The 14,121-nt window shown below is 65.8% G+C and carries 16 protein-coding genes; 6 read left to right on the top strand and 10 right to left on the bottom strand.

The window, feature by feature from the left end; translation table 11 throughout:
- The first annotated feature begins 138 nt into the window (after positions 1-138).
- From G4G93_RS25775 to G4G93_RS25785, 3 genes are read left to right on the top strand one after another with little or no spacing between them, the layout of a single operon-like run.
- The gene (locus tag G4G93_RS25775; protein WP_048442872.1) at positions 139-420 is read left to right on the top strand and encodes a hypothetical protein; all 282 of its coding nucleotides are present in this window, start codon (positions 139-141) and stop codon (positions 418-420) included.
- Complete coding sequence (locus G4G93_RS25780) at positions 417-1,721, top strand: Fic/DOC family protein (RefSeq protein ID WP_048442873.1); 1,305 nt, start codon at positions 417-419, stop codon at positions 1,719-1,721. Before G4G93_RS25775 ends, G4G93_RS25780 begins: the two co-directional genes overlap by 4 nt.
- On the top strand, positions 1,718-2,635 hold the full coding sequence (locus tag G4G93_RS25785) for a hypothetical protein (RefSeq protein ID WP_048442874.1): 918 nt from the start codon (positions 1,718-1,720) through the stop codon (positions 2,633-2,635). The genes G4G93_RS25780 and G4G93_RS25785 overlap by 4 nt, the downstream gene beginning before the upstream one ends.
- A 102-nt stretch (positions 2,636-2,737) precedes the next feature.
- Here G4G93_RS25785 and G4G93_RS25790 read toward each other — a convergent pair whose 3' ends face one another.
- The 9 genes from G4G93_RS25790 to G4G93_RS36100 all read right to left on the bottom strand — a co-directional run bounded on the left by G4G93_RS25790 (position 2,738) and on the right by G4G93_RS36100 (position 10,760).
- Positions 2,738-3,088 carry a hypothetical protein gene (locus G4G93_RS25790; RefSeq protein ID WP_048442900.1) on the bottom strand — a complete coding sequence of 117 codons (351 nt, stop codon included), beginning with the start codon at positions 3,086-3,088 and terminating at the stop codon, positions 2,738-2,740.
- A gap of 60 nt (positions 3,089-3,148) precedes the next feature.
- Positions 3,149-6,136, bottom strand: a complete 2,988-nt coding sequence (locus tag G4G93_RS25795; protein ID WP_048442875.1) for a hypothetical protein — start codon at positions 6,134-6,136, stop codon at positions 3,149-3,151.
- Positions 6,133-6,639 (bottom strand): hypothetical protein, encoded by a 507-nt coding sequence (locus G4G93_RS25800; RefSeq protein ID WP_232389519.1) that lies wholly within the window; start codon positions 6,637-6,639, stop codon positions 6,133-6,135. Before G4G93_RS25800 ends, G4G93_RS25795 begins: the two co-directional genes overlap by 4 nt.
- A gap of 10 nt (positions 6,640-6,649) precedes the next feature.
- Positions 6,650-6,904 (bottom strand): hypothetical protein, encoded by a 255-nt coding sequence (locus G4G93_RS25805; RefSeq protein ID WP_048442877.1) that lies wholly within the window; start codon positions 6,902-6,904, stop codon positions 6,650-6,652.
- On the bottom strand, positions 6,904-8,175 hold the full coding sequence (locus tag G4G93_RS25810) for a DotG/IcmE/VirB10 family protein (protein WP_232389523.1): 1,272 nt from the start codon (positions 8,173-8,175) through the stop codon (positions 6,904-6,906). Before G4G93_RS25810 ends, G4G93_RS25805 begins: the two co-directional genes overlap by 1 nt.
- A gap of 18 nt (positions 8,176-8,193) precedes the next feature.
- Positions 8,194-9,054 (bottom strand): DotH/IcmK family type IV secretion protein, encoded by an 861-nt coding sequence (locus G4G93_RS25815; protein ID WP_232389518.1) that lies wholly within the window; start codon positions 9,052-9,054, stop codon positions 8,194-8,196.
- A gap of 245 nt (positions 9,055-9,299) precedes the next feature.
- Positions 9,300-9,956 (bottom strand): DotI/IcmL family type IV secretion protein, encoded by a 657-nt coding sequence (locus G4G93_RS25820; protein ID WP_048442880.1) that lies wholly within the window; start codon positions 9,954-9,956, stop codon positions 9,300-9,302.
- On the bottom strand, positions 9,953-10,240 hold the full coding sequence (locus tag G4G93_RS25825; RefSeq protein ID WP_048442881.1) for a hypothetical protein: 288 nt from the start codon (positions 10,238-10,240) through the stop codon (positions 9,953-9,955). The genes G4G93_RS25820 and G4G93_RS25825 overlap by 4 nt, the downstream gene beginning before the upstream one ends.
- Positions 10,241-10,244: 4 nt before the next feature.
- Complete coding sequence (locus G4G93_RS36100) at positions 10,245-10,760, bottom strand: hypothetical protein (RefSeq protein ID WP_232389517.1); 516 nt, start codon at positions 10,758-10,760, stop codon at positions 10,245-10,247.
- A gap of 485 nt (positions 10,761-11,245) precedes the next feature.
- Here G4G93_RS36100 and G4G93_RS25835 point away from each other — a divergent pair, with 485 nt between their 5' ends.
- Positions 11,246-11,596: a hypothetical protein gene (locus G4G93_RS25835; protein ID WP_157080483.1), complete on the top strand. Its 351-nt coding sequence runs from the start codon at positions 11,246-11,248 to the stop codon at positions 11,594-11,596.
- Positions 11,596-12,162 carry a hypothetical protein gene (locus G4G93_RS25840; RefSeq protein ID WP_232389516.1) on the top strand — a complete coding sequence of 189 codons (567 nt, stop codon included), beginning with the start codon at positions 11,596-11,598 and terminating at the stop codon, positions 12,160-12,162. The genes G4G93_RS25835 and G4G93_RS25840 overlap by 1 nt, the downstream gene beginning before the upstream one ends.
- A gap of 56 nt (positions 12,163-12,218) precedes the next feature.
- On the opposite strand, the gene G4G93_RS25845 is transcribed toward G4G93_RS25840, so the two are convergent.
- On the bottom strand, positions 12,219-12,719 hold the full coding sequence (locus G4G93_RS25845) for a hypothetical protein (RefSeq protein WP_232389515.1): 501 nt from the start codon (positions 12,717-12,719) through the stop codon (positions 12,219-12,221).
- A gap of 262 nt (positions 12,720-12,981) precedes the next feature.
- Between G4G93_RS25845 and G4G93_RS25850 the strand changes: the two genes are divergently transcribed.
- Entirely contained in the window at positions 12,982-14,118 is a 1,137-nt protein-coding gene (locus tag G4G93_RS25850; protein WP_048442884.1) for a type IV secretory system conjugative DNA transfer family protein, read from the top strand.
- The last annotated feature ends 3 nt before the right edge of the window (positions 14,119-14,121 follow it).

Here is a 14,121-nt window from a genome sequence, read left to right on the forward strand (position 1 = left end):
CGGTGGTCGTATTGGCGCCGGAGCAACGATGGGTAAGGGTAGGCAGGAGGACATCCGAGTTTTGGGCCGTCGGAAGCTGGATCGAGAGGCCTTGCCCGAAGCCGGATGCGGCCGGGCTGTTTTTGAAGGAACGACACCATGCGCTTATCCGACCTGCCGGCGCTCGTGACCCAGCGCGAGGACGCCGTGACCCTGCTTCAGGCCATCGCCGCGGGCGTCGACGAGCGTGAGCTTAGCCCCTTCGTCACCGCTCTCACCACCGCCGAGGACGAGCAGGCTGTCGCGATCATGCGTGGCTCGGGCAACGAGATGCCCTTGCGCGTGCAGCTCGGAGCCCTGCTGGCGGAGGCTGGGCTGGTGACTGGGGACGAGGCGTTCCAAGCCCTCGACGCGCGTCGCACTCGCGGAGCGGCCGCATGAGCGCCGATCCCTACGTCTACGACGGCACCAACGTCCTGCGTAACCGGGCCGAGATCCGGGATCCGGAGGCCCTGGCCGAGCGCGAGCAGTTCGTCTCGTTCCGGGCGCTGCGCCAGATGCAGAAGGAGCCCGCCCTGGGCAACTTCGACCAGGCGCACTTCGCGGCCGTTCACAAGCGGCTATTTGGCGAGATCTATCCTTGGGCGGGCGAGACTCGCATGGTCGAGCTGCGAGAGCCGGAGGCCGCTCTCAACGGCCGCAGCGTCGCCTACAGTCCGCCGGCCGCGATCGAGCAGCATATGACGGTTGCCCTGGCCAGCCTGAAGCGGGAGGAGCCGGGGAACCTCAAGGAGAGCCGGCCGGCGATCCGCTTCGCCCAGACCATGGCGGCGCTCTGGCAAGCTCACCCCTTCCGTAAGGGCAATACTCGCACCCTGCTGGCGTTCATGGAGCAGTACGCCCGGCACCACAATCAGCCTCTCGACCAAGCCCTCATCAATCGGGTGCCGCGCGAGACCCGCGACGCCCTGGTGCTCGCCACCCGCGGCCAGATCCGGACCTTCTCCGAGATGGTCCGCAATGCGAGGTATTCGGAGGAGCAGCGCGCCCACCCGGTGCTCGGGCGCCTCTCCGCCGAGGCGTTCGAGGCAACGCGCCTGATGGGCGCTCCGCGCATCGTCCTGCCCGAGCCCGGTACCCAGGTCCGCGGACAGGTGGTTGGGACGAGCTACCGCCACGCCCTCGTGCGCGAGGCACGCCAGATCTCGGCGGTGCCGCTGCACTCCTTCCACACGATGCCGGAGAACAACCAGCGCGTCGACGTACGCGTACTCGCCGAAGGCGAGCGCCTTGATCGCACCCAGTCGCGCGAGGAGGCAGTGCGAATTCAGGTCACCAGCCGCGTCCTGATACCGGCGACCTACCTGCTGCTCGCCGGTCAGGGACCGGAGGATGCGGCACGCAACCGGATCGAGATCCCCGGTCCGAGCGACACCCTGGCGGAGGCCTTGCAGACCCGTGCGCCCAGGGAGATCGCCGCCGAGCCACAGCTGGTCGCCGAGGTGCGCCGGATCGACCAGAGCCTGATCGAGCGGTTCGGCCACCAGGGCTCGGCCCTGCTGGTCGAGGGCAGTGTTGGCGAAGCCAGGAGCCTGCTGCCTCCCAACCAGGACCTGGCGGAAATCCGCGCCGTGCTCCAACCGCTGTTCAAGGCCGTGGTCGCGGACGACCGGCTGCAGATGGCGCTCGCCCAGCAGGAGACGCTCGGCCGCGACGAGCCGCAGCTCGGACGCTCGGTATGACCGCGCTGCATCGCAAGCCAGCGGCGACTGGAAGCGCCGGCAGGATCGTCGGTGCCGGCGTGCTCGGCATGGCCACACTGGCCATGCTCGGCCTCGTCTGGTGGAGCCTCTCGCCGATCCTCGGGCGCGTCTACGCCGGCATTCGCCTTGCCGAGACGGCCACCCTGTGGCGGTTCACGGAATGGGGTCGGTACTTCACCACCATGCCGGCCGGCCAGCCCTTCGCATTCGTGTCGATCTACAAATCGAGCGTCAGCTTCGGCTTGGTGGCGTCCCTGCTCACGGCGCTCATCGGCTATCTCGCCTGGCGCAAGCGCAGCCGGGAGCACATCGAGGTCATCATCATGGCGCCCCGCGACGGCTTCGCGCACGACGCGATCAGCCAGCGGTTCGTTCCGGCCGATCGCCTGGTGAGGCCACCCGTCGCGGAACGGGAGCCGGTCAACTCGGTCCTCGCGCCGGCGGCCAATCCATTCACGGCGCTGCGCGACCTACGCGACGCCCGAGCGGTGGAAACGATCGTTGATGACGTCCCCTGGCATCTGGCTGCCGTGCTCTTCCTGACGATCGACGCGGCGGCGCCACTCAGGGACCGCGAGGTCCGTAACGCCGTCCTCAAAGCCGCCAGGATCGCAGCTAACGGCTATGCTGGAGATCCGAAAGCCGAGGTGCCGGCAAGCATCGTGTCGGTTCTGCACGGCCATATGCTGGTCGCGCTCACCGATCAGGCCGGACGGGACATGCGAGCGCTCAACCAGGTCCATGGGATGCTCGGCAGCACCGAAGACCTGGCGGATGCCATTGCGGCACTGGCCGCCATGGCGCTTGCGGTAAACCGCTTGTTCTTCCCGGATTATGCTTGGCTTCGTCACGTCGACCCGAGCCTGCAGTCACGGATTACCGACTACGGGTGAAGCTCACGACGGCCGGATTGGCATAAATACAGCGCCATAATCGTGTGGATTGCCGAGCAGAGGGTTCGTCACGCAGCCTCTGCTTGGCGTCGGTTCTCCGTGTCAGGTATTACCGGTCATGTAAGTCGTCACGACCCCGATGATCACGCCCAGGATGGTGATGCCTGAGCCGACGATAAGCCCCATCAGCGACCGGCCGACGTCCTCGCGAGCGTTGTCGTCCTGCGAACTCTTGTAAAGCTTCACGCCGGAAATGCCGGCAAGCCCGATGCCGACCACCGCAAACAGGATCGTGAAGACGATGCCGGCGTTGTTGCCGCCCTGCGCGATGCTGGACGCGTTGAGCTGAGACGATTGTGCCTTCTGCCGCGCCGTCTTGAGAATATCCAGCGGTGCCGATGGATCGCCGGTGGTGCCCTGACCCAAAGCCGACATCGCGCTCATGGTCAGCATGGTAGCGCTCGCGAGCACCCGATACTGGACATGCTTGTAATTCACAAAAAGCCTCCATTGTCATGAAGCGGTTCTGGATCTGTCGATCGGGGTCTGAGCCTCGCTCATGATCTCCCCCAGCACTTGATCGACGATCGTCTTGGCGATCCGGTCCTCACCGAACCGCGCCAACGCGGCCACCCGGCCCCATGTCTCGATGGCGGTACCATCAGGAAAACGGACAGCCAGGATGCGCAGCGCCTCGTTGACCGCCATCCGACGGTACAGTTCGTCTCGCACCAAGCGATCCTCTGCCTTGGTGGTCAGGGCCCACAGCATTCGGGGCCCGAGCGAATTGTTGAGTACAATCCAGCGCTCCTCCTCGCGGAGCTTGAACCGAGCGAGCAGATTGGCGCCGCGCCGGCCCTGCGGGCCGTGCACCTGACGCTCAAGCGCGGATTTCACCGCCACATCGAAGCCGAAGGTCTTGCGAGCCTGCTCGCGGATCTCGTTCGAGTCGGCGTTAAGCACCAAGACCGTTGAGGCCATGTCTGCGAGCGTGTCGAAATCCGCCAGGAGTTGGCTGACCAAGATCAGTTCCAGACCCCATTTGCGGCCCTCGCGGGCGTCGGACTTCACCTGCTTGGCGATCGTCTCGACCCCACCAGTCAGGTGGTACTCGTCCATGCACAGGCGCTTAGGCGTCTCGGCCACCTGATGGTAGCGCGCTTCCCAGTACCGTACGTATTCCGCGCGGATCGCATCATCCGCGGGAAAATCCATCTTCGGGATCTCGTCGGCAAATCCGGAAATCTTCGACAGATAGACGTGCCGCGCGATCATGAACATCAGCGCGTTGTTGCGCTCGGCCTCGAGCGATTTGTGGCGCAGGGCAACGTCCTGAAGGTCGATCGATACCACCCTGGCTTCGCCGAGGTCGAGCCGGGTCGGGCGGGCGAAGATCGGGAACTTCTCGATTGCCGCCTCGAGAGAGCGCTGCACCGAGCGGATCAGCTCGGGCGTGAAGTCCTGCGCCATGATCGGCTCGCCGAGCACCCGAGCGAGATCCTCCAGCACCGGCATCGCATGACGCTGCGCGCGCTGGGCTGCCGCGTAGAGTCGGCGCTCCATCAGGGCGTCGACGACGCGCCACCAGCGCGTCCGTCCGCTCACCTCGATCCGGTCGTGCGCGATGATGCGGTCGAGCTCCGGATCGACGTTCGGCTGGTAGACCGAAGGGGAGGACGAGAATTCGAGGTCGCTCTTGAGCTGGTAGAGGCGCGAAATGAGGCGCGGGATCAGGAGTGCAACTTCCGCGCTCGACACATTGAGGAGCGTCGCCAGGAAGTTCTCGATGAAGGTCCGCTCGCGCTCGAGCGGCGTGCGCCGGCCGAGACCGAGGTCGAACGGGTTGACGGCGTAGTCCGCGGTGTTGAGGAGGCGCACGTAGTACGCCTCGTGTCGCCGCTCGGGCGGCAGCGCGTTGCGCACCAGCTCGATGAAACCGCTGGAGCTGACGCCAACGTCGATCACGGCGAGGTACGGCAGCGCGGCGCCGGCGCTGAAGGCCGTGAACTCGACGTTGAGCCGGTTCATCAACACCGACTTGCCCGAACCCGGCGTGGCGTAGATGAGGGTGAGCCAGAACAGCTGCTCGGCCGAGAGCGCCTCGTAGGGCACCGGCTTGCCGTCGGGCGTCAGCAGCATGCTCTGGCCCTGCTTGAACACCCCCGCGGTGCGGTGGAACGGCAGCATGGCGGCAAGATCACCCAGCGGCGCGATCGAGCCCGGCGGCACCTCGGCCTTCACCGTCATGCCCGGGACAGTCTCGCAGAGCGCGCGTAATGGATTGTGGGGGGCGTCGGAGATCACGGCCTCGCCCCAAGTCATCATCCCGCTCATCAAGTAGGAGCGCCGCCGTTCCAGGAGCCCCGGATCCTCGCCCGGCTCGGTCCAGGTCGTAGCGATGACGCGGCCCTTAACGATGGCCTCGCCATCCTTGTCGACGACGTCTTCGAGTTCGCGCAGCGCTCGGAACAGGTTCTTGTTGGTGGGAGATGCGAAAGCGAGGAGCCCCGCCACCACCTTCTTGAGCCGGAAACCGATATCGGCGTCGCGCAGCGCCTCGAGGTGGAAGCACACCCTGAACGGCATGTCGGCTGTTTTCGATGCGCTCTCCAGCAGCGTCTCGAGCAGCCGGTTGAACGGCAGGATGGTCGAGGGGAACATCCGCATGACCGCGAGCGCATAGCGGCGTCCGCCCATGTCGAGGGCGCGCATGTTGTTGGTGGCCTCGGCGTTCGACGTCATGATCTGCCGGGCGACCGTCGGGGTGAAGAACTCCGAGACGTCGTCGTCGTGCTGCTCCTTTGCTCCTGGATAACGTCGTGTCCCCGGTCCGTAGGGGGTCCAGCCGTCCGGGGTCTCGTGGTAGAGCACCGCCGCCCGGATCTGCTCCAGATCGCGCCGGCGCCGCTGGCCATCGGGCGAGAGGATGCGTCCTTGCAGGCGCGCCTCGCCCAGCGCCTCCATGATCCGGCGCACGAAGGCGCCATGCGGCCCCGCGATCGAGCCGAGATGCAGGTAGGGGTTCTGGGCGTCCCGGGCCGGGGGCAGTGCCTGCCAGGCCCGGCGGTTCTCGCGCTGCTCCTTTCGGACCTCGTCGGGCGTCCCGGCGGTCGGCCGGGTCCAGGCGGCGAGCAGGATCGTCTCGGCCCGCGCCCGGCCCTCGAGCACCGTGCGGCCCTCCTCGATCAGGGCCTCGACCGACAGGCCCTTCTGGCGGGCGCGCCGGCCCTGCTGCGCGACGAAGGGGTCGAGGATCCGGGCGGTGTTGAGCGAGGACTCGTAGGAGATCGTGATCTGGTGGCCCGGTCGCTTCAGGATCTGGGCGACCCCGCCGGCGAAGCGCTCGACCACGTTGATGAGGTAGTCCTCGCCCGAGATGATCGAGCGGGTGCCGTCGATCTCGATCAGGGTGAGCTGCGAGCCGTCATGGGCGTAGACGACCGCTTCCTCGCGCTCCGGATCGAAGCCTGCGAGATCGCAGAACTTGTCGGCCGTCCTCATCGATTAAGTCCCAGGATAACGGCAAACTGGTAAACCGGCACCGACAGGGCGAAGAGCCAGGCGCCGAGCAGACCTGGAATGGCGGCGCGCAGCAGAGGAGTCGGACGGACGTGCAGCGCACAGAAGAGCTGGAACCCGGCAAACACCATCGCGCCGCACGACAGCATCATGCAGGCCGGATAGTAGACGTACATCAGCGGACGAGACGTGATCGCACCGCCGAGCCCTCTAAGAAGACTGTCGTAAAACAGGCCGGTCAGGATGAGGCATCCGCCCGCACTTAACCCGCTGACATGCAGCACCCGGCGCAAGCTCGGATCGGTGCAGACGAGGCGGGCCCAACCCGGCGCCGCAAAGACGACGAAGCAGCCGATGGCGAGCGTGAGAGCGATTGCCGCCTGGCTCACCACGGGGTGATCGACAAGATAGAGGGCGGCGTTGGCCGTGAGCCTGTCGAGCAGGTGCCGAATTCCGTCTTTCATCGCGCTGAGTTCCGAGGTCAAGGCTGCGCAATCAGTCGGTGAAGTAAAAGGAAAGCTGGGCGATCACGACTGTGACGCAGGTCATCGCGCTGCCGATGATCGCCGCAACGATCCAGTTTCCTGCCGTGCCGTCGGCCGACGTGTTCGCTTGGTAGACCCGCACCAGGGCGTATCCGGAGAGGAAGATGCCGGTGATGGCAGCCAGGACGATCAGGAGCCAGGCCAGGACCGGCATGAGCTCGATCAGCCCGCGCAGCACGTCGGCGATACCCTTGGATCCGCCCATCACGGCCTCCTAACGTTGGAGACCGACAGGCTCTCCGGCCGATAGCCTGCGCTGAGGGCGGGTTCGGACCCGAACCCGCTGCCGGCCGCGACCCGGGCAGCATCGAGCGGCACCACAACCGGCTGCAAGAACACGATGCCTACGGGGAAGTTGATTGGTGAGGACAGGGTTGGGGGACGGCTGAACGACCGCGCTGCGGCGGAGGTCATGGCTTGTCCCACCGGCAAGGCCGCGCCCATGCCGGCGGTCAGCCAGTCGATGTTGCGGCCCGACTGAACGGCAAAGCCGTTGCCCACCACCGTCTGGGTGTTGAGCTGGGTGAGCTGCTGGCCGACCTGGCCCACGCCCTGAAGCAGACCAGCGATGACGAGGCCGCCGTAGCGCTCAAGAACGTGAGTGTCGACGTCCTCTGCCACGCCGGTGCGCGCCTGGTCGACGGTGATCGCGATCGCCTGCATCGGCCCCTGGCGGCCGTCCTGCAGGATCATGGTGGTGAAGCGGATCGCGGCCTGCGTCTGCGAGTAGACGATCTGACCCATCAGCCTGATGCCGTTGAGGGGCCCAGGCTGCTGACGCTCGTCGAGATCGACGATGGTGGCAAAGATCGGCGCGCCCGGATCGTCGCTGTTGAAGCCTCTATCGAGCACCGCGTAGGCGACGTCGCCGGCGCGCGCCACGGTCGCATGCCGGATGCCAGACCCGAACGGGCCGGTCACCACCGGCGCCGCGGCAGCCCGCGGCTCAGGGGGCTTGGGCCGCTCGCCCTTGGCGAAGCTCCGCACCAGGAACCCACCCGGGCTCGGCTTTAAGAGCGCCTGGATTTGCTCGTTGATCGCCGCGACCTGCGCAGGGTCGGCTGTCGCCTGAACCGGCGCATCCTTGTAGACGGTGTGAACCACGTCGCGGTCGACGTAGACGATCTGGGGCTGTGGTGGGGGCGGGGACGGCTCGGCGGGTTTCGGTTCCGGGTTCGCGTCCGGCATCTCGCCGAGCTGCGCGCCCCGGCTCTCGGCGACCACGGCCGGGGCCACGTAGTGCTTGCCGGCGCTGGCCTTGTCGTCGGCCGCCTGCCGGTTGACGCCGGCGCGGCGGTCGGCTTCGGCCTTGCCGACAGGCTTCATCATGTCGTTCTGAGGGGTTGGGGTCTGGCCCCGGATTTCGGAGGCGCCGCCGGCACCCCGGTCGATCCCCGGCGCGTCGGAGAGGATGAACGCCGCCGACCCGAGTGCCACCACCAGGACGACGCCACCGAGCGCAGCTGACGTCTTCATATCGAGCAAGGCCACCTCCTAGAACTCGATGCTGATGGCGGTCTCGGCGCCGTCGCCCCGCTCGGCGACGAGGCGCGAGGCCGGACGCAGGAACTCGTAGACGCGGAACCCCGCTGCAGCCTCGGCCGAGGCGACCGGCTGCGGGCTCACCAGCGTGCCCTGGACGCGCACGTACATCCGCTCGCGGTAGAGCCAGGCCTGGGCCCCGTTGGCCACGAGAGCCTGCGCCCCGGCCGGGGGCGTGCCGGCGCCGAACAGGTGCAGCAACGCCGTCGTGTCGGGTGGTCCGGCGGCCGGACCCGCAGGCCGCCCTCCGCCCTTGCGGGCCTGGCCGGGGCTGGCAGACGCCACCTTGACCAGCACAAGCGGTGAGGTGCCGGCGACCCGCACGGTGACGGGGATGTCCACCGTCTCGCTCGACCCGGAGAGGATCATCAGGGGGATCGGATATGAGATGTTCTCCAGCCGGATCAGGATGTTGCCCCAGGTGTCGAACCGGCACGGCATCAGGTTGATCGAGGTGGGCCGGTCCGCGCCCGCCGCGGGCGCGACCTGCGTCGCGCCCATCGCGGTATCCTGGCCGCACCCGGTCCCGTCCTGCGCGAACAGGCGTGGATCGTAGGCGACCGACGCGATCGGCCAGGGCGCGCCCTTGGTGTCGACGAAGGTGATCGGCGAGACTACCCCGTAGGCGAGGTGCAGCGTCTCCGGCGCCGCCCGGCTGACCTCCTGCGTCACGTTCAGCAGCCGGGGCTCGGGCCGCGGCATCCGCCCGTCGCGGCCCGGGAAGGTCCCGGCTCCCTGCGCGTCCTGCACCGCGCGGCGGATCTCCGAGATTTCGCCGGGTTTCAGGATCACGCCCTTCGTGCTGCCCAGCATGCGCTGGCGCAACTCTTCGAGTTCGGCTGGCGTCAATGGCCGAGGGGCAGGAGGGGGCGCCTGCGCCGTCGCCGCTCCCACGGGCGGAGCGCTGGCTGGCGAAAGACCTGCCGGAGGCACGCCGGCCGGGCGCCGCACACCGGGTCCTCCGGCCGACCCCGCCGGCGGTCCGACTTCCTGCGCGTGTGCGGCGGGAACCGCCCAGACGGCAGCCGCGACCAGGCAGCCCGAGGCCCACACTCGCATCATGGCCCTACCTGGTTGGTCAGTTGCTGTGTCGAGATCACCGAGTCGACCGCGATGCCGTTCGGGTTGATTGGCGAGGGATCGATCCGCACGATCGTCATCTCGAGCACACGCCGCTCGACCTTGGTCTCGACGTTGGTACGATAGAATATTTGCAGTGGAACCTCGACGCGCCAGTAGTAACGACCGGATGTTTTGCCTTCTTCGGCGATGTTGGCCGGATCCGTGGTGACGGCCGACACGGTTTGGTAGCCGAGAACGACCTTCTGAATGATCCCGCTCTCTTGGAGGGCGGCGCGGTAGCGGTCGCGTCCTTTGGGGGTGAACGATTGGCTGAGAGCGTTGTTGATGAGCGCGCGCCAGTTGGCATAGTCGTAGGAGTTCAGCTCGACGGCCGAGGAGACCGCGAATTCCTTCAGCCGTGCCTGGCTGATGTTGGGCTCGGAGAGCGGGATCGCTTCGCAGACGGCTTGGGCGTCAGACGTCCAAATGAACTGCTTGATCGGGTAGCGGTAGAACGCGTTGTAGAACAGCAGCAGATTAACGACGAGGGACAGGCACAGGAACATGGAGAGCAGCAGGATCCAGTACCACTGATTCCGCAGCATCATCCGGCCGGCATCGACCTCGCGGGAGATACGCTCGGCCGACTTCATGGCTCGGACTGTCCAGTTTGCTCCAGCAAAAGAGGTCGAGGAGCGACCACGGTCCTCACCTCGCAGCCGAAAACCCCGCCGTCGGCGACGTAGGGGATCACGTCGGCCCGTTTGAGACACACGTAGGTCAGCCACATCATCGCCATCAGCGAGGCGAACACGGCACCCGCGAGGAACGCCGAGGCACGCGCGTAGCTGGTCAGACGGTCGGCCAACGCCGAGGGCGACAAGCATCCTTGGGCCGAGGGCAAGCTGAATGCCCCGATCGATGCGCGGCGGGCCATCGGCTCAGCTTCCGGTCAGGACCGAGCGCAGCTTGGCATCGTCGCCCGCCTCGTACCCCACCATGATCGCGAGCCGCCCGTCCGGCCGTGGCACGAACATGGTTGGAACTCCGGGTCGCAACTGCGGCGCCGCGGCAAAGATCGCCGCGAAGGCCTCCTTGTTCTCGGCGAGCTTAGCGGTGGTCTCGGGGCTGGCTGCCTCGGCCGGCGCGATCTTGGTGGCAAAGGCGTTCTTGAGCGCCGCCACCCGATCAGGGCTGGAGAGGATCGCAGCCGCCATGCGGTTGCCGGCCTCGGGCTCGCCCAAGACGACGATCGGCACCCACCGCGCCGCGATCCGCCCGTGCAGGGCGGTGAACGCGGCATGGCAGTACGGGCAGCGGGGATCGAAGAAGATCGTCGCGACCTGTCCCACCGGCGTCCCGGCCGGGATGTCCGTGACGGCGTCGAGCTTGCCCAGTGACTCCATCACCTGCCGGGCGACCTTCGCGTCCTCAATCGTGGCGTAGGCCGCGTTCACGGCAGACTGATTGGAGGGCTGCACAGCCTGCGGGGAGGCAGAGCCCACCGCCGGCGAGGCAAGAACTAACTGACCAGTCGGCAAGGTTGCAGGGAGCGCCGCAGGGACTGCGGGTGCAGGTCCTGCCACAGGTTGATTAGGCGCATTTGCAGAGATCTGGATCTGGACCGGAACCCAGTTATGGCTTGTGGCAAGATAGACACATGCAACCAACGATCCGGCCCATGCCAAGTGTTTTGCAGCGGTCTCCATGCTGTGGATGCCTTATGAGAGTCGATGAACTCGTACGCAAGGCACTTATTGCGAAAATGCGCGCGGCATGTCAATGAGTGCTGGAATCATCGACTTTAAGCGGCGAAAATCGGAGTCATTATGACGTCAAATACGCGTCACACTATGGAATATATATTTAATCAAGTCGGCAAATACGCGCTTATATGTCGTGTATTAGACGATATACGATCAAACATGTTAGAGAAAATGTCATGAAATGTGGGCAGCAGTGTGAGCGGGAGATAGTAGAAACGAATCAGAAAAGAGAATTCAATCGTTGGTTGGCAAGCACAACCGTTGCGCTGCTGCTTGAGTTGGGGCTTCTTTTTGCGCCGCAACAAGCTGCCTCTCAGCCGGCAGCGCCTGAACATCAGAAGAAGAGCAGATCGAAATTCGAGTATCATGATGGGAGAGCTGATGAGAGACGTCCTTATCGACATCCGGATCTCGATATCGATCCTACAAATCTGAAAATGGAGGAGTTGAGGGAGCGTTTGAACGCCTTGGAAGAACGGTTGGAGCGGTTGGAATATCTATCGAACGGTTCTAAAAAGGTGCATTAATGAACATTCCAGATCTCGGCAGTTTGCTTGTTTCGTTGAGCGAGGTGTTCCCCCTCGTTGTCAACCTAATATTCCTGAGCATCTCCCTGCTCGGTATCTGGTATGGCACGTCCGGTCTCTACGCCCTCTACAATGTGGCAGCCGGCGAATACAAATTCTCCAACCGGCCGGTGACGGTTGACGCGGCCGTTGGCAAGCTCGCGCTGGGAAGCGCGATGATCGTCGCGCCGGTTCTGCTCTGGAAGTTCGCTAATAGCTTCGTTCTGGGCGGCGATGTCACTTTCAGCATGTTCAATTACGGCGCGTCGCCGCGCGGCCCGATCTGCGAGCAGATCAAGCTCGCCATTACCTACTTCTTCATGTGCCTCGGCGCGCTCGCCTGGCTCATCGCCGGCTTAAAGCTCTACCACGCTACGAGTGGCCAGCACGGCGGCCCGGACTCGGCGTTCCTCTATCTCGTCGGAGGCACGCTGGCATTTTTCGTGAACGACGTAGCGCAGCTCGTGAGCAACACGATCAAGATGGACGTGTCGTTCTCGAACGTCTGCACGATGATCGGGGGCTGAGGATGCCCCTGCTCCCTGCTCTGCTGATGCTGGTACCAGACCACTTGGTCCGGGTCTCAACGGCTGCGGCGAAAACGGCCGCCGAGTTCGGCGGCCAGAAAGGCGCCAAGCGGGGCCCGCGCTTCGAACATCCTTCCCTGCTCGAGCTGCCAGGCCCGGTAGCGCGATACCATCGCTGCGGCGCAGATCACGATACACAGGAGCAGCGCACCAAGCAGCGTAAGCCAGGAATGCGCGTAGACCGCCCAGGCGGCTGCCGCCACGCCGATAACTTCGGCTCCCACGAACAGCGTGAAGGCCTGCTGGCGCTCATGAGCCGCCAACTCGCGCATGTCGGCGCCCTCCAGGGCGAAGGTACGGCCGAGCTCGGCCAGCGAGTATTCGGCGCCGCATTTCGGGTTGTCGCATCTGCGCAGGTCGAGCCCGTCGGGAACGCCCACGAGCTGGCCGCGCCGGCAGTCCGGGCAGATGGCGCGGGTGCCGCCGAGGACCATTCCGGTGATGCTCGCGAAGCTTCGGTGCTCCGGCCCGACCCTGCGCGCGAGCCGTTCACTCATAAACGACCTGATCCCCATGGCTCCCACTCGTCCAGGATGTTTCTGCGTCCTGTCTTGCGGGACAATACGGGCCGCTGCGGCAGAATCAACATAAATAAAAACATTATGGGTGCTATTATGGATCGTTATCGCATCATATCTCTTGTTCGATTGATTATAATGCTGGTAGGAATGTCAGCTACACTTCAAGCGTGCGTCAGTGCGGGCAACAGTACCTCGGACCATGTCGATGCCAAGCTACGCGAGCACGAGATCTAACGCCATGCGCCTGAAGGGATGGTTCCTCTCCACCGCCCTGTGCCTCGCAGCTCAACCGGCCGCGGCCCAAATCGCCAACACGTTCTGTGCCCAGAACCCGGCCGCCTGCGCTCCGGTCGTGACCGGCTACGGTGCGGGGTACGGGGGTGCCTATGGCGGCTACGCGGCCCCGGTCTACGGCGGCTACGGGCCCGGCTACTCTGCTCCTGGATATGGCGGTTACGGGGGCTATGGAGCTTCTGGCTATGGCGGCTACGCTGCTCCCGGCTACGGTGGGTATCCGCCCCTGGGCTACTACGGCCCCGCCGGCATCGCCCAGGCCAACGCCCTCAGCGCCATTGCCAATGGTCCGCGGTACCTGCCCGGGGGGGACAGCCAGCCCTTCCCGTCCAACGTCGGCGACAACCAGCCGGCGCCCGCGCCGCCACACCCGGCCAATTCCGACTTCAGCCGCTACTCGGCCGGAGTCTTCGGCGACGCCAACCGCCCGACCAAGGTGGTCCAGCGCACGGCACGCACGGCCGGGATCCAGGACGGCTACCGCGACGAGTCAAGGCGCATCGCCGCCTACCTCGACACGCCCGAGATCTCCGCCCGCCTCGACGCCCGCTACCCCTTCCCGACGGTGATGGTCGGGCCCGACATCGTCGCTCCGGTGATGTCGGAGTTGCGCGAGGCGCGCCAGACCCTGACCCGCTCCCTCCTCGTCACCACGCTCGGGAGCTTCGAGATCCTGCGCGACGCGCGGGTCACGGTGCAGCCGCCGAACTGGCGCGACTACCTCACCGTGACACCGCCTCCGGAGGCCAAGACTACCTGGACGCCACCCAGAGGGGATGTGGAGCAGGCTAATTGGGACGTCGGCTACAAGGGCGGGCTAGAGGTCGGCGTAGCGCAGGCCCGGGCCGCCTTCGACGACGGCTTGGCGCGGCTCGAGCGGGATTTCTCCGGCATGCGCCGCTACCACGATCTCGCCGCGCAGGGCGCGGTCAGCCTGCCGATCCTCAAAGCCCGCGCCACCTCCCTCAAGGTCGGCCGAGACGGCCGGTCGGCCGCAGTCGAGCCGCGGCTCCTAAAGATTGTCGTCGCCCCAAAATTCCAGCGCACCGCGGCCGCCGCGGCCGCTTCTGCTGCTGAGTGAGCC

This window comes from Methylobacterium sp. DB0501 (genome assembly GCF_011043735.1).
In the GTDB taxonomy this organism is placed as follows: Bacteria; Pseudomonadota; Alphaproteobacteria; order Rhizobiales; family Beijerinckiaceae; genus Methylobacterium; species Methylobacterium alsaeris.

What these genes read in the sequence shown, in the direction of transcription:
- G4G93_RS25775 (WP_048442872.1), top strand. Translation starts at nt 139, where the DNA reads ATGCGCTTATCCGACCTGCCGGCGCTCGTGACCCAGCGCGAGGACGCC.
- G4G93_RS25780 (WP_048442873.1), top strand. Translation starts at nt 417, where the DNA reads ATGAGCGCCGATCCCTACGTCTACGACGGCACCAACGTCCTGCGTAAC.
- G4G93_RS25785 (WP_048442874.1), top strand. Translation starts at nt 1,718, where the DNA reads ATGACCGCGCTGCATCGCAAGCCAGCGGCGACTGGAAGCGCCGGCAGG.
- G4G93_RS25790 (WP_048442900.1), bottom strand. Translation starts at nt 3,088, where the DNA reads ATGCTGACCATGAGCGCGATGTCGGCTTTGGGTCAGGGCACCACCGGC.
- G4G93_RS25795 (WP_048442875.1), bottom strand. Translation starts at nt 6,136, where the DNA reads ATGAGGACGGCCGACAAGTTCTGCGATCTCGCAGGCTTCGATCCGGAG.
- G4G93_RS25805 (WP_048442877.1), bottom strand. Translation starts at nt 6,904, where the DNA reads ATGGGCGGATCCAAGGGTATCGCCGACGTGCTGCGCGGGCTGATCGAG.
- G4G93_RS25810 (WP_232389523.1), bottom strand. Translation starts at nt 8,175, where the DNA reads ATGAAGACGTCAGCTGCGCTCGGTGGCGTCGTCCTGGTGGTGGCACTC.
- G4G93_RS25815 (WP_232389518.1), bottom strand. Translation starts at nt 9,054, where the DNA reads ATGCTGGGCAGCACGAAGGGCGTGATCCTGAAACCCGGCGAAATCTCG.
- G4G93_RS25820 (WP_048442880.1), bottom strand. Translation starts at nt 9,956, where the DNA reads ATGAAGTCGGCCGAGCGTATCTCCCGCGAGGTCGATGCCGGCCGGATG.
- G4G93_RS25825 (WP_048442881.1), bottom strand. Translation starts at nt 10,240, where the DNA reads ATGGCCCGCCGCGCATCGATCGGGGCATTCAGCTTGCCCTCGGCCCAA.
- G4G93_RS25835 (WP_157080483.1), top strand. Translation starts at nt 11,246, where the DNA reads ATGAAATGTGGGCAGCAGTGTGAGCGGGAGATAGTAGAAACGAATCAG.
- G4G93_RS25840 (WP_232389516.1), top strand. Translation starts at nt 11,596, where the DNA reads ATGAACATTCCAGATCTCGGCAGTTTGCTTGTTTCGTTGAGCGAGGTG.
- G4G93_RS25845 (WP_232389515.1), bottom strand. Translation starts at nt 12,719, where the DNA reads ATGAGTGAACGGCTCGCGCGCAGGGTCGGGCCGGAGCACCGAAGCTTC.
- G4G93_RS25850 (WP_048442884.1), top strand. Translation starts at nt 12,982, where the DNA reads ATGCGCCTGAAGGGATGGTTCCTCTCCACCGCCCTGTGCCTCGCAGCT.